Here is a 14,511-nt window from a genome sequence, read left to right as displayed (position 1 = left end):
CATTCAACACCAATTAAAACCGATTGATCGTAATCGGTGGAATGTCTGCTATCTCCGTTAAAGTTTAAAACCCGCAGGAAGCAACATCTTACTAGTATTTATGTTTGAAATTGACTGAAACGAATGATGACGTAGCAACGGGAGGTGAAAAGACATGGACAACATCTTTCTCATCTCCATTTTGCTGATTGTCGTTGCTGCTTTAAGCGGGGTTATCGGTTATATCGTACGCAAATCCTTAGCAGAAGCAAAGATTTCGAGCGCCGAAGAAGCTGCAAAACAAATTCGGGAAGAAGCTGAACGAAATGCTGATGCAGCTCATAAAGAAGTGATTCTTGAAGCAAAAGATGAAGCACATCAGATTCGCTCGGAAGCTGAACAGGATCTTCGCGAACGAAGAAATGAAATTCAAAAACAGGAAAACCGCTTGCTTCATAAAGAAGAAACTCTAGACCGAAAAAGTGAAACTCTCGATAAAAAAGAAGAATCATTGGAAACGAGAGAGAGCACTTTGGCTGAGAAACAGCAACAAATTGATGAGATGAATAGCAAAGTGGAGGAGCTGTTAGAAAAGCAGTATTATGAATTAGAGCGTGTTTCCAATATGTCTCGGGAAGAGGCAAGACAGACTATTCGAAAAGAGACGGAGCAAGAATTGGAACATGAGCTTGCCATCATGGTTAAAGAGCGGACCGACGAAGCTAAAGAAACGGCCAACAAAAAAGCAAAAGAAGTTCTATCGACCGCCGTTCAGCGCTGTGCAGCTGACCACGTAGCTGAGACAACAGTCTCTGTAGTCAATCTTCCGAATGATGAAATGAAAGGTCGAATTATCGGGCGTGAAGGTCGAAATATCCGGGCACTAGAAACATTGACTGGAATCGACCTAATCATTGATGATACACCAGAAGCGGTCATTTTATCAGGATTTGATCCAATTCGAAGAGAAATCGCACGTACAGCTCTTGAACGCCTCGTCCAGGATGGTCGGATTCATCCGGCACGAATAGAAGAGACGGTTGATAAAGCAAGACGCGAAGTCGATGAAATGATTCGAGAGTACGGGGAACAAACGACATTTGAAGTTGGCATTCATGCTTTAAATCCAGACCTGATCAAAATTCTTGGTCGTTTGAGATTCCGTACAAGCTATGGACAAAATGTGCTGAAACATTCGACAGAAGTTGCTTATTTGTCCGGTCTTATGGCAGCAGAACTGGGTGAGGATGAACAACTTGCTCGCCGGGCTGGGCTTTTGCATGATATCGGGAAAGCAATTGATCATGAAGTGGAAGGTTCGCACGTAGAAATTGGTGTCGAACTTACGACGAAGTATAAAGAACATCCAGTAGTTATTAACAGTGTTGCTTCTCACCATGGAGACACCGAAGCAACTTCGGTGATTGCCACGATCGTAGCTGCTGCAGATGCTTTATCCGCAGCCCGTCCAGGTGCTCGTCGTGAGACATTAGAAACCTATATTCGTCGGTTAGAAAAGCTGGAGGAGATTGCAGAATCATTTGAGGGTGTTGAAAAAACGTATGCCATTCAGGCAGGAAGAGAAGTACGCATCATGGTAAAACCAGATGTCGTTGATGATGCACTTGCGCATCGATTAGCACAAAACATTACGAAGCAAATCGAAAGTGAACTGGATTATCCAGGCCATATTCGAGTAACCGTAATTCGAGAAACAAGGGCAGTTGAATACGCAAAATAATATCTAAATAAGCGGCACTTCGTGTGTCGCTTTTTCTATGTCTTGAGTCCTGGAAATGAAGGGGAGTTGTATCTCTAGCAATTTCCAAAGCAACAGTAAATAAGAACGATTGATCATTTGCCTCAAGGAGCTAGAGCTTTCTCCGGATTTCTTTATTCCCGTTAGGGTTTTAAAAAAGATAAAAAACGTGTAGGGTAGAAGCAGAAACGGTAATGAAGCAGCTTTCAACTCATCTTTAAGGGCAAATATTAACATTATTGAGGTCCATAAAGTGCTTTAACGAAAGGAAAATGCAAAAATGAAATTGATGTTTATTGGAGATGTTGTAGGGTCTCCAGGTCGAAAGATGGTAGAAGAGTATGTACCAAAACTGAAGAAAAAGTACCGTCCGTCCATGGTAGTTATTAACGGAGAGAATGCTGCCCATGGGAAAGGAATTACAGAAAAAATATATAAACAATTGTTAAATGCCGGCGCTCAAGCGATTACACTCGGCAATCATGCCTGGGATAAAAAAGAAATCTTTGAATTTATTGAAGAAGCGCCTAACCTGATCCGCCCGGCGAATTTCCCGGAAGGAACGCCTGGTAATGGTTATAAAATCCTTGATATTAATGGGGTTAAGCTTGGTTTAATTAATTTGATGGGACGGACGTTCATGCCGCCGCTTGATTGTCCGTTTCAAAAAGTGGATCAGATACTAGCTGAGATTGAAGACCGCTCGGACTGTATTTTTGTAGATTTTCATGGCGAGGCCACAAGTGAAAAACAGGCTATGGGCTGGTATTTAGATGGCAGGGTTTCTGCGGTGATCGGTACCCATACCCATGTACAGACTGGGGATGAACGAATTTTACCTAACGGGACAGCTTATCTAAGCGATGTGGGGATGACGGGCCCGTATGATGGCATTCTTGGGATGGAACGAGAGACCATTATACAAAAATTTAAAACAGGTTTGCCAGCAAGGTTTGAAGTTGACACAGGAAGGGAACAATTAAGTGGAGTCTATCTTGAATTGGATCCGAAAACAAAAAAAGCAAAAAAAATAGAACGCCTCCTCATTAATGAAGATCATCCATTTTATGAGTAAGGGTCATCAGCTAAAGCTGATGGAACCTCATAGATTAGTTATTCTATATTTAGTTTAGGCTCTAGACCATGGAAGAAATATCAACATTACTCAGCCTTATTTAAAAAAGATTTCAACTGTTAACAGGAATATGCATAATCTTAGTGAATATAGTAGATGAGGGCATCATCCATATAAGGAGGTACTAAGAATGGAAGTATTAAAAGTATCAGCTAAATCCACCCCTAATTCAGTTGCAGGAGCATTGGCAGGTGTGATTCGTGAAAGAGGCGCAGCGGAAATTCAAGCTATTGGTGCCGGAGCTCTCAATCAGTCCATTAAAGCGATTGCCATAGCTCGGGGCTTTGTAGCTCCAAGTGGAATTGACCTCGTTTGTATTCCAGCGTTTACAGATATTGAAATCGATGGTGAAGAACGGACAGCGATTAAATTAATTGTAGAACCCAGGTAGGTGAAGACAAAGCTTGAAGTGGCACGTTCACTTAGCAGGCTGTCCAGCAAGCGTAAATGTAACGCGCTGCTTGGGCAGCTTTTTTATGTAAGCTTATTCAAAACCTATTTCGTTGGCCATTGAGCAATTTATACGTTGAGGTAGTTTGAAAAAGAAATAGATCCCATCCTTTATATGTTAACTACGGTTTATTAAAATGAAGACAGCGACCGAGAAAGGCAGAGGTGAGAACAGACGATGAAACAATTGCAGCAAACATTAACACGAATCGATGGAAAAGGGTACAAAGCATACAAAGACACGTTGGGGACCTATCAGGCCTCTAACTTTATTTTACATATTGATCATATCCAAGCTGACCCCTACGCGAGTCCTTCTCGCATGCGCATTGAAGTATCAAATGACGAGCTTGGCCTGCAGAAAGAATGGGTGTCTACACCAGCTAGACGTACGGCTCTAACAGATTTTTTGGCCCGCTCTATTTATCAAAGCCTGCGCAACGAAAACCTTCAGAAGGGAATCATGATTGACCGGCCGGGGCAGGAAATATTGGAGCGCACGGCAGTCGTGGTCGATGCACATAAGACAGAAGTTCGATTGTCCCTTCATTTGCCTGCGCGTGGACGTACGATTTTAGGGCGGCAGGCAGCTAACCGCTTAACAAAAGATCTCCCGCGTGCCATTGAACAAGGACTACTAAAGCACAGCGCAGAAAAAAGAGAGCAACAGTTACAACTCGCAGACCAGCAGGAAGCTTTGCGTCAGTTTGTACATGACCGAGGGGCTATCGGCTTTGTCGCTAACGGCTCTGTGTTGCCACGTGAGAGCGGGATAAGTGACCGCCCTCTTTCTCATGCAGACGTTACTACCTTTACTGCTCCAACAGAATTAGAAGAAACAGTAGACTTACCTCACGGAAAAACGGTCACGGGAATGCTGATTCAAGCCGGGGTAACGATTATCGTAGGCGGCGGCTACCATGGAAAGAGTACACTTCTAGAAGCATTAGAGCGCAGTGTATATGACCACATTGCCGGAGATGGGAGAGAATTCGTAGTAAGCGCAGAATCAGCAGCGAAAGTAAGAGCAGAAGATGGGCGTAGTGTAACTGGGGTCAACATTTCTCCGTTTATTTCGAATCTGCCAAACAATAAAGATACCCAGGCTTTCACCTCTGAAAATGCAAGTGGTAGTACGTCCCAAGCTGCCAATATTGTAGAACAATTAGAGGTGGGTTCATCTGTCTTGTTAATTGATGAAGATACTAGTGCCACCAACTTTATGATTCGTGATGCAAGAATGCAGGCACTCGTAGCTAAAAATAAAGAGCCGATTACACCTTTCATTGATAAGGTCAGAGCGCTTTATGATGAACATGGCGTTTCCACTGTGCTAGTAGTGGGTGGTGCTGGTGATTATTTTGATGTAGCTGACCATGTGATTATGATGGATGCCTATCAGCCTTATTATGTAACTGAAGAAGCAAAACGTATTGCGAACTCCTTTGGCGAAGAGCGGCAAAAAGAAGCAGGCGCTACTTTCGGAAGCCTTCCTTCTAGAAACATTACACCTGATAGCTTTAATGCTACGAAAGGGAAGAAAGAAAAAGTGGACAGTAAGGGTAAACATAAAATTATCTATGGTACTACAGATATTGACCTTTCGTTTATCGAACAGTTGACCGACCCAAGCCAAACCCGTGCCATAGCTGAAGCAATTCGGTATTTAGCTAAGCACTATTTTGATGGTTCTCTCACGTTAAATCAGGTGTTAGATGCTTATGAGGCTGATGTTGAGAAAAAAGGGCTTGAAGTTATTTCTCCGTTTAAAGGGAAACACCCTGGTGATTTAGCACTTCCACGACGTTATGAAGTGGCTGCTGCTATTAATCGTATGCGCACATTAAATATGAAACAGTCATAGTAGGATGAACCGCCGCTTTATATGCGGCGGTTTTTTGGGCAGCCGAACACTGCTAATAGCCCTTGCTTCGAAGTAGTGTGTCTACATACTATTCAAAACAGGGCACTTCTAGAAAACGGGCTGTAGCTAAGTCAGGGACTAGTCTTTTTCTTACGATTTTAAGAAATTAAAGGTAGAAGAGGGTCAAGTCATTGTAACCTGCCTCGGAACAATTTATAATGAAACCGAACGTGGCAGTTTGAAAGGAGTATAACAATGAGTGAAAATAAGTATAGAAAAAATGAAGAGCACGTTTCGAGCCAGGACTTAAAATCCGACGCTGATTCGTCGCTTAAAAAGGATAAAGATTATAGCAAATACTTTGATTTTACTAAAGCTGAATTTCAGGAAAATGAAGAAGGAAAAACATTTATGAAAATTGGCGGCCGTGAAATCTTAATTCACGACCAGCCCGATTATAAAAAAGGAAAACGTCGTGGGAAAGAAGATGTAGAAGTTCATTATGATTTTGAGATTCCGGAACAAATGAAAGGAATCGGCCACGGGAAGAAATATTTGATCCGTACCTACGGTTGTCAAATGAATGTTCATGATACGGAAAACATGGCTGGGATTTTAGAAGAAATGGGCTTTGAAGCTACAGATGATGTGTATGAAGCTGATACCATTCTTTTGAATACGTGTGCGATTCGCGAAAACGCTGAAAATAAAGTGTTTGGTGAAATTGGAAATTTAAAGCCGCTTAAAAAAGAAAAGCCGGAGCTTGTCATCGGCGTTTGCGGCTGCATGTCGCAGGAAGAATCTGTTATTAACCGCATTTTGGAAAAGCACCAGCATATTGACCTTGTCTTTGGCACTCATAATATTCACCGCTTGCCTTCATTGATGCACGACGCAATTCTTGGCAAAGAAATGGTCGTGGAAGTATGGACGAAAGAAGGCGATGTCGTAGAAAACATGCCGCGTAAACGAGAAGGTAAAACCCAAGCATGGGTAAATATTATGTATGGCTGTGATAAGTTCTGTACTTATTGCATCGTACCATATACGCGGGGCAAAGAAAGAAGCCGACGTCCAGAGGATATTATTATGGAGGTTCGAGACTTGGCCAGACAGGGATATAAAGAAATTACCCTGCTTGGTCAAAACGTAAACGCTTATGGTAAAGACCTTGAAGAAGGTGTAGGGCTTGGCGATTTGATGGATGAGATCCGTAAAGTAGACATTCCTCGCGTTCGATTTACGACCAGCCATCCGCGTGATTTTGATGATCACTTAATTGAAGTATTGGCAAAAGGCGGGAATCTGCTTGAGCATATCCATTTGCCTGTCCAACATGGCAACAATCAGATTCTTAAGCTAATGGCTCGAAAATATACGCGTGAGCAATATGTTGAGCTTGCCCACAAGATTAAAGAAGCGATGCCACATGCTTCGTTTACCACCGATTTAATCGTCGGTTTTCCAAATGAAACGGAAGAACAGTTTCAGGAGATGTTGACATTAGTGGAGGAAATGGATTATGACAGCGCCTTTACCTACATTTATTCTCCACGTGACGGTACACCTGCAGCCAAGATGGAAGACAATGTACCAATGGAAGTAAAGAAAGAGCGGCTGGCTCGTTTAAATGCACTAGTAAACAGTATTTCTGCTCGCAAAAATAAAGAACATGAAGGTCAAGTAGTTGAAGTACTAGTTGAAGGAACCAGCAAGAAAAATGATGAAGTATTGGCTGGCCGAACACGCCGTAATCGACTCGTTAATTTTCGTGGGCCAAACGAGGCAATTGGTGAGCTTGTAAATGTTAAGATTACAGAAGCAAAAACGTGGTCTTTAGATGGTGAAATGCTTGAATATGCGGAGGTAACGACATGAGTGAAGCAAATTATAGCCGAAAAGATGTATTAAATGAAGCAAAAAAACTAGGCCAAATGATGGCTGATACTGAAGAAGTAGCATTTTTTAAACAAGCTGAAGAAAAAATCAATCAAAATTTGAAAGTGCAGCAGTTAATAAAGCAAATTAAAGATAAACAAAAAGAAGCAGTGAATTTGCAGCATTACCAAAAAGGTGAAGCGTTAAAGGCAAAGGAAAAAGAAATTGATGAATTGCATGAAGAGATTGACCAAATTCCACTCGTGCAAGAATTTAAGCAGAGCCAAACTGAAGTTAATGAACTGTTACAGCTTGTTTCTAATACGATCTCAAGGTCAGTGACCAATCAGATCATTGAAGATACGGGCGGCGATAAATTGAAAGGCACTACCGGAAGAAATCCGTTCCAAGAAATTCGTAACAAGTCTTAATAAATAAGCTCCCTCATGTGCAACTATTTTTGTACATAGGGAGCTTTTTTTATTGGCTATTTGCTAATAGTCATGGCTTTTGCATGCGCTCGAGACGAACGTTTTCACCACAGTTTAACAAAGCGATAGCGGCAGAGATAGTTAAAGAAAGGGATTGAAATTTCGTCCAGAGCCTCCCTTTCCGCAGGCGAACCGCGATCCTCCTCAGGCTGCCGCCTTGCAGGGTCTCACCAGGCTAGCTTGACCCGTAGAAGTGTCGGGCCTTCCCCGCATATCAACGGTTTTTGGCCACGATTCTCTACTTGTAACTACACGATCTTTTAAATTATAAGCAGCTTTTCCGGGGTTCTCTTTAGTTTCCCGCCAGAGTCGCACCTTCTGCTTCTTCGTGGGTATGGTACACAACTACGTTTGCAAAAGCTGCCTTTCACGGGGCTGCTCCTTGTATGTACACCTCCTTTTAGTATCTGTCTTTCTTGATGACTTTTTGAATTGATGGCATGGGACGGTCCCTTACGGCATAGTATCGAAAAAGGACGGTCATGGCTTATACAATAACGGCATCGTTGTCGATGATCGACTGAACTGAGATTAGACAGGAGGGGTATACCTTGAGTCCAGATCCATCTTATCGCGAAATTGTCACGAAAGCCGTATGCGGAAAAGGAAAAAAAGAATCCACGGTAACACATCAATTTCGGCCAAATGAGAAGCCAACTAGTATTTTAGGCTGTTGGATTATTAATCATGAGTATGATGCGGCTAAACAAGAAGACAGCATTCTTGTCTTTGGCCAATATGATGTTAACATCTGGTATTCTTACGAAGACAACACGAAAACCGATGTGTTTACAAAGACTGTCTCTTATGAAGAAACGGTGCCGCTTACGATGAGTGATGAACCAATTATGTCTGAACAAACCGATGTTATTGCTCGAGCAGTCAAACAACCTAATACACTGGAAGCATCGATCAGCGAAGATAAGGAACAAGTTGTGGTCGAAGTCGAACGTTCATTTGCCTGTGAAATGGTGGGAGAAACAAAAATGACCGTCCAAATGCACCCCGACCAGGAAGATATGAATTATCGAGATGTAAACTGGGATGAACAAGTTGCTGATGATGAACTGAAATCGATTGAACCGAATTTCCTTCAAGCTGAGGATGAAGAAGAGTCAGATGAGTAAAAGAACCGGGGCCCCGGTTCTTTTTTATGAGGTGGAATGGCCACTAGAGAATCAGAACGATCTCAGGTATGCTGTCTATCTCTTATTTTAAGTTCTATGGTATAATGGCCGGTGAGAAGAGAGCAGTTGGAGGTATCACTGTGACGAAAGAAACGCCAATGATGAAACAATATAAAGAAATTAAAGCTCAATATGAAGAGACATTTCTCTTTTTTAGGCTCGGTGACTTTTACGAGCTTTTTTTTGAGGATGCTGTTAAAGCCGCTAAACTGCTTGAAATCACCTTAACGAAAAGAGGCACGGGCGAAGAGGCTATTCCGATGTGCGGGGTTCCGTATCACAGCGCCGAGAGTTACATAAGTGAATTGATCGGACAAGGATATAAAATCGCGATTTGCGAGCAAGTGGAAGACCCGCAAACAGCAAAAGGCGTAGTCAAACGAGAAGTGGTGCGGATTATTACGCCGGGGACAGTAATGGAAGGCAAAGCTTTGGAAGCAAAAGATAATCAATATATCGGCGCTTTGGATGTCACACCAGGAGAACAGGCGGCCTGGGTTAAAGCAGATCTTACGACGGGTGAAATTTCTGCCAGCCTTCTTTCTCCGGACGATTTAGCAATTGGACGAGAATTATCCATTAGTGGCTTGCGCGAAGTGGTTATAGCTGAAGAAATTGATGAGAAAGTTAAACAGCAAATTCAAGAACACGGCTTAATTGAATCGGTTGAAGAAGAGATTGAACCATTGGCTGGCTGGGAAGACAAGCTTGTACAAATCAGTAATGTAACGTTGCGGCAAGCAGCTGTTCGTTTGCTTCATTACTTGCACCGAACGCAAAAGCGCTCTCTTGACCACCTGCAAGCGATTCAAGTCGAAGAGACCACAGACTTTTTGTTGTTGGACGTTCACGCTAAGAAAAATCTTGAACTTCTTGAAACGCTTCGAGATAAAACGAGACAAGGATCGTTGCTGGCGGAAGTAGATCAAACAGCTACGGCGATGGGAGGCCGTCTGTTAAAGCGCTGGCTGGAGCGGCCCTTATTAGATCAAACAAAAATCGAACGCCGTCAAGGTTTAGTTGAAGCGTGGAAACAAGATATGATTTTACGAGAAGATTTACGTGAAGCATTGACCGGCGTTTATGATCTCGAGCGTTTAGTTGGGAAGGTGGCTTACCAAACAGTCAATGCCCGCGACCTTGTCCAGCTTCGCAGTACGCTGGAGAGTATTCCTGCTATTAAAGCTCTGGTGGAAGAGACGGACCATGAACATGCTGATCGTCTTAGCAGGCAAATGAAAACATGTGATGAATTAAAAGAGCTGCTTGATCGGGCGCTTGTCAGTCATCCTCCTGTTTCGATTTTAGAGGGCGGAATGATTCGGACAGGATATCATGCAAAGCTCGATGAATATAGAGAAGCAAGCCAAAACGGGAAAACATGGATCTCTAACTTAGAGCAGGAAGAACGGCAGGTGACAGGGGTTAAGTCTCTTAAGGTCGGTTACAATAAAGTATTTGGCTATTATATTGAAGTAACTAAACCAAATATTGCACAGTTACCCCAAGACCGTTATGAAAGAAAACAGACGCTTACGAATGCGGAGCGGTTTGTGACGCCTGAACTTAAAGAAAAAGAACGACTGATTTTAGAAGCTGAAACTGAAATTGGCACGCTCGAGCATGAACTTTTTGTTGAATTAAGAGAGAGGGTAAAAGAAGAAATCTCTACGCTGCAGGAATTATCGATCCTTATTAGCGAGGTCGACGTCTTGCAAGGATTTGCGAAAGTAAGTGATGTAAATGATTATCATAAGCCTACATTTACTGCAGGACGGACATTAACACTGACAGCAAGCCGGCACCCGGTAGTCGAACAAACACTTGGCTCCGGGGAGTATGTGGCCAATAACGTGTATATGGATGAGGAACGTGAACTGCTGATCATTACAGGGCCGAATATGTCAGGGAAAAGTACCTATATGCGCCAAGTCGCGTTAACAGCAATTATGGCTCAAATTGGCTGCTTTGTACCTGCTAAAGAAGCAGAGCTTCCAGTCTTTGATCAAATTTTTACCCGGATTGGTGCTGCTGATGATTTAGCTTCAGGACAGAGTACGTTTATGGTGGAAATGGTGGAAACGAAACATGCGCTCATGAATGCTACGAACCGCAGTTTACTTTTACTTGATGAAATTGGAAGAGGTACTTCCACGTATGATGGCATGGCCTTAGCGCAATCCATTTTAGAGTATATTCATAATACGATCGGAGCAAAAACCTTGTTCTCTACGCATTATCATGAATTGACCGCCCTTGCTGATGAGCTCCCAGCAGCGCAAAACGTGCATGTGGCAGCCTCTGAAGAAAATGAAGAAGTTGTGTTTCTCCATGAAGTTCAAGAAGGACGGGCAGATAAAAGTTATGGCATTCACGTCGCTAAATTAGCCCAGCTCCCTACGGACGTGTTATACCGGGCACAGACAGTACTAGAGGAACTTGAAACAGCTAAAGGTTCAGACGTGGCACCTTCATCTTCTCAAGAAGCTGAGCAGCTCCCATTGTTTACCATTTCTGAAGAGGCAGCTGCTTCTAGTGGTGAAGCCGAGGAGCTATCGCCAGAAAAACAAAAAATTATAGCAGAAGTCGAATGTATGGACGTTCTCAATATGACCCCATTTGAAGCGCTGCAAATTATAAATGATTGGCAGCATCAATTAAAGCAGAATAACAAAAAGTAGAAAGGAGGCGTCTACATGGGACGTGTCGTTCAATTAGAAACGCATTTAGCAAACAAGATCGCCGCTGGAGAAGTGGTAGAGCGGCCAGCTTCTGTTGTCAAAGAACTTGTTGAAAATGCAGTGGACGCCCATAGTACTCGTATTGAGATTGACGTCTCTGAAGGTGGCATCGAACGAATTCGGGTGTTGGATGATGGTGAAGGACTAACTGCTGAAGATGCAAAACGAGCTTTCTCCCGCCATGCCACCAGTAAGATCCAGACAGAAGAAGACTTGTTCACGATTGCAACATTAGGTTTTCGAGGTGAAGCACTGCCGAGTATTGCTGCTGTCAGCCAGCTTTCTATTGAAACGGGCACAGGCGAAGGTCCGGGAACCCTGCTGCGTTACCAGGGCGGACATTTAATTGCCGAATCGCAAACGAAGCAGCGCCAAGGTACGGATATTGAAGTGACTGATTTGTTCTTTAATACGCCCGCGCGGCTTAAGCATATGAAAACGGTAAGTACAGAATTAGGGAGAATTACCGATGTGGTCAATCGCCAGGCGCTGGCTCATCCGGAGATTTCATTCCGGCTCGTGCATAATGAACGGGACATGCTATTTACTTCGGGAAATAACGACGTAAGAGCGGTAGCTGCTTCTATTTACGGAAGGCAGACAGCCAAAAAGATGCGGGCCGTGGAGGTGGAAACGCCGGATTTTAAAGTGGAAGGATATGTTGGTTTGCCGGAAGTAAATCGCGCCTCCAGGTCGTATACGTCGACGATTATTAATGGAAGATATATTAAGCATTTCCCCATCTTTAAAGCGATTGAAAAAGGATATCATACCTTGCTTCCGATTGGCCGTTTTCCGATTGCCATCCTTCATATTACGATGCATCCATCTTTAATTGACGTAAATGTTCACCCCGCTAAGCTTGAAGTGAGGTTAAGTAAAGAAGAAGAGCTGAATAAAGCAGTTTACCAGGCTATACGCCAGACTTTGCAAAATGAAACGTTAATTCCTAACACGGGTGGAGAAGAAGCTGCTAAAAAAGCGGCCGCTCCGAGTGAACAGCTGCCATTTTCGTTCCCGAAAGAACCAGTGAAGACGTCACCAGCCCAACAAGAAGCTGCTTCTTCCCAAGAATTGATCAAAGAAACAAAAGAACGAGAAGAGCCAGAAGTACGGTTAGCAAGCACACCGCCTGTTCAGGAGGAACAGAGTGAAGGGCTAGCTTATGAGCAGAGCTTGCCGCCGTATGAGACGAAGGCAGCAGCTACCCATACGCAACAAAAAACATCTCTAGGCGTGCCTGATATGGAAGTAATCGGTCAAATGCACGGGACGTATATTTTTGCCCAAAACGATGAGGGGCTTTATATGATTGACCAACACGCCGCGGAAGAGCGGCTTCAATATGAATATTTCCGGGAAAAAGTGGGTGAAGAGAGTAATCAGGCCCAAGAATTACTATTCCCATTTACCTTGGAAGTATCAACCGATGAAGCCATTCTCTTAGAACAACGGCTGGACGACTTACAGAACCTCGGCATTGCGGTTGAACCGTTTGGAACGACCACGTACCGAGTAACTTCTTATCCAAAATGGATGCCTGCCGGAAGTGAAGAGGAGATGGTGCGGGAAATTGTCGATGAAGTGCTGCATGAGCGTTCAATAAAACTGAAAGCATTGCGGGAAAATTCAGCTATTCTTATGGCATGCAAAGCAGCTATAAAAGCCAACCGCTATTTGCGAAAAGACGAAATGGAACAACTACTTTATCGTTTGCAGCAAAGTGAAGATCCGTATACTTGCCCGCACGGCCGTCCAATTATTATTCATTTCTCAACGAAAGATATGGAAAAAATGTTTAAACGAATTATGAACTAGGAAGCAATTCGTTCATAATTGTCGAGCAATCGTCACATTTAATTCGGTTAAGTTGAGGTAAAGGAAAAGTACACCATGTTAAAATAGATGGACAAATGTGGATCAGGGGGAGTGATCAGTTATGACAGGACTTGAAATTCTATCTATCCTAGGAATTTCTTTCTTTGCGATTGGACTCAGTATGGTTATGGCCATTTACCTTCTCAAACAATCCCAATCAGATAATCGATAAGTGTAGATTGCAGCAAGGTAGAGCGCTTCGATTGCTGTTTAATAAACTGAGCTTGTGGGAGAGAATGCTCCCAACAGGCTCAGTTTTTCTTTTGCTTATGTCAAAAGCTCAAGAATTATTGCAAAATCAAGTATTGGTTTGGTTTTTCGATGAAGCGGCTATGCTATAATGGAAAGTGGCAGGTGATGGGTGTGATCGTGACAACAACCCGAAAAAATCAGGAGAAGCTGCAAAACCATGCACAAGCTTTAGCACAAGAATTTCACATTTCTTTTATCCAGCGAGAAAAAACTTCACTGCCATACTTAACAGCAACGTACGAAGCCCCTGTGCTTGTCGTTGGCACCACAAAACTGACCCTTCATTTTCCCGGGCAGGAAGACGATCCTTTCTTTTTTCATCCTTCCATGGCTGAATTGCGTATTAAAGCCTTGGCCCGAGGAGAAAACGACCGAATGGTAGAAGCTTGCAGCTTACAAGCAGGTGATACGTTTATTGATGCTACAATGGGACTTGGCTCTGACAGCCTTGTCGCTAGTTATGTTGTCGGAAAAACGGGGAGGGTATATGGCATTGAATCTCATCCAGTCGTTGCTTATCTTGTTGCTGAGGGAATGAAGCAGCTGGCGTTAACCCATGCTACCTTACATGATGAGCTGAGTCGGGTGGCTGTGAATGCAGGCGACCATTATGAGTGGCTTGTCACTATGGAGGAAGACAGCGCGGATGTTATTTATTTTGATCCAATGTTTCAAAAAGAAGTTCAGGGTTCAAGCTCAATTGGCCCGTTGCGCGCATTTGCCAATACAGAAGAAGTGAGTGCTGCTACAGTCGAGGAAGCATGCCGGGTAGCGAAGAGAAGAGTCGTTTTAAAAGATCATCGTAGCAGTGACCGCTTTGAGGTGTTAGGATTCACCCGCCTCCTCCGCAAACACGCCCACATTCATTATGGAGTGATTGATTTAAAAAAAGGATGA

The 14,511-nt window shown here is 43.3% G+C and carries 10 protein-coding genes; all 10 read left to right on the top strand.

Annotated elements, in window-relative coordinates; all coding sequences use genetic code 11:
• Positions 1–154 precede the first annotated feature (154 nt).
• The 10 genes from rny to D469_RS0105985 all read left to right on the top strand — a co-directional run bounded on the left by rny (position 155) and on the right by D469_RS0105985 (position 14,511).
• The gene (rny, locus tag D469_RS0106040) at positions 155–1,720 is read left to right on the top strand and encodes a ribonuclease Y (RefSeq protein WP_018922482.1); all 1,566 of its coding nucleotides are present in this window, start codon (positions 155–157) and stop codon (positions 1,718–1,720) included.
• A gap of 298 nt (positions 1,721–2,018) precedes the next feature.
• A complete protein-coding gene (locus D469_RS0106035; protein WP_018922481.1) occupies positions 2,019–2,813 on the top strand; it encodes a TIGR00282 family metallophosphoesterase in 795 nt (264 codons plus the stop codon).
• A gap of 190 nt (positions 2,814–3,003) precedes the next feature.
• On the top strand, positions 3,004–3,264 hold the full coding sequence (locus D469_RS0106030; RefSeq protein ID WP_010898529.1) for a stage V sporulation protein S: 261 nt from the start codon (positions 3,004–3,006) through the stop codon (positions 3,262–3,264).
• Positions 3,265–3,501: 237 nt separating this feature from the next.
• Positions 3,502–5,187, top strand: coding sequence for an ABC-ATPase domain-containing protein (locus tag D469_RS0106025; protein ID WP_018922480.1), 1,686 nt, complete (start codon positions 3,502–3,504; stop codon positions 5,185–5,187).
• Between the two features lie 255 nt (positions 5,188–5,442).
• Complete coding sequence (miaB, locus tag D469_RS0106020) at positions 5,443–7,065, top strand: tRNA (N6-isopentenyl adenosine(37)-C2)-methylthiotransferase MiaB (RefSeq protein WP_018922479.1); 1,623 nt, start codon at positions 5,443–5,445, stop codon at positions 7,063–7,065.
• Entirely contained in the window at positions 7,062–7,496 is a 435-nt protein-coding gene (locus D469_RS0106015; RefSeq protein WP_018922478.1) for a YlbF/YmcA family competence regulator, read from the top strand. The genes miaB and D469_RS0106015 overlap by 4 nt, the downstream gene beginning before the upstream one ends.
• Before the next feature lie 611 nt (positions 7,497–8,107).
• The gene (cotE, locus tag D469_RS0106010) at positions 8,108–8,683 is read left to right on the top strand and encodes an outer spore coat protein CotE (protein WP_018922477.1); all 576 of its coding nucleotides are present in this window, start codon (positions 8,108–8,110) and stop codon (positions 8,681–8,683) included.
• A 140-nt stretch (positions 8,684–8,823) separates the two neighbouring features.
• Positions 8,824–11,424: a DNA mismatch repair protein MutS gene (gene mutS / locus D469_RS0106005; protein ID WP_018922476.1), complete on the top strand. Its 2,601-nt coding sequence runs from the start codon at positions 8,824–8,826 to the stop codon at positions 11,422–11,424.
• 15 nt (positions 11,425–11,439) lie between these two features.
• Positions 11,440–13,302 (top strand): DNA mismatch repair endonuclease MutL, encoded by a 1,863-nt coding sequence (mutL, locus tag D469_RS0106000; RefSeq protein WP_018922475.1) that lies wholly within the window; start codon positions 11,440–11,442, stop codon positions 13,300–13,302.
• A gap of 417 nt (positions 13,303–13,719) precedes the next feature.
• Positions 13,720–14,511: a class I SAM-dependent methyltransferase gene (locus D469_RS0105985; protein WP_018922472.1), complete on the top strand. Its 792-nt coding sequence runs from the start codon at positions 13,720–13,722 to the stop codon at positions 14,509–14,511.

The organism is Salsuginibacillus kocurii DSM 18087, assembly GCF_000377705.1.
In the GTDB taxonomy this organism is placed as follows: domain Bacteria; phylum Bacillota; class Bacilli; order Bacillales; family Marinococcaceae; genus Salsuginibacillus; species Salsuginibacillus kocurii.
Note: the sequence above shows the minus strand (reverse complement) of the source record. Positions and strands in the feature narration are given on the sequence as shown.

Bases quoted from the DNA above. Each gene is read 5' to 3' on its own strand.
- D469_RS0106035 (WP_018922481.1), top strand. From the start codon at position 2,019: ATGAAATTGATGTTTATTGGAGATGTTGTAGGGTCTCCAGGTCGAAAG.
- mutL (WP_018922475.1), top strand. From the start codon at position 11,440: ATGGGACGTGTCGTTCAATTAGAAACGCATTTAGCAAACAAGATCGCC.
- D469_RS0106025 (WP_018922480.1), top strand. From the start codon at position 3,502: ATGAAACAATTGCAGCAAACATTAACACGAATCGATGGAAAAGGGTAC.
- D469_RS0105985 (WP_018922472.1), top strand. From the start codon at position 13,720: ATGGGTGTGATCGTGACAACAACCCGAAAAAATCAGGAGAAGCTGCAA.
- D469_RS0106015 (WP_018922478.1), top strand. From the start codon at position 7,062: ATGAGTGAAGCAAATTATAGCCGAAAAGATGTATTAAATGAAGCAAAA.
- miaB (WP_018922479.1), top strand. From the start codon at position 5,443: ATGAGTGAAAATAAGTATAGAAAAAATGAAGAGCACGTTTCGAGCCAG.
- rny (WP_018922482.1), top strand. From the start codon at position 155: ATGGACAACATCTTTCTCATCTCCATTTTGCTGATTGTCGTTGCTGCT.
- D469_RS0106030 (WP_010898529.1), top strand. From the start codon at position 3,004: ATGGAAGTATTAAAAGTATCAGCTAAATCCACCCCTAATTCAGTTGCA.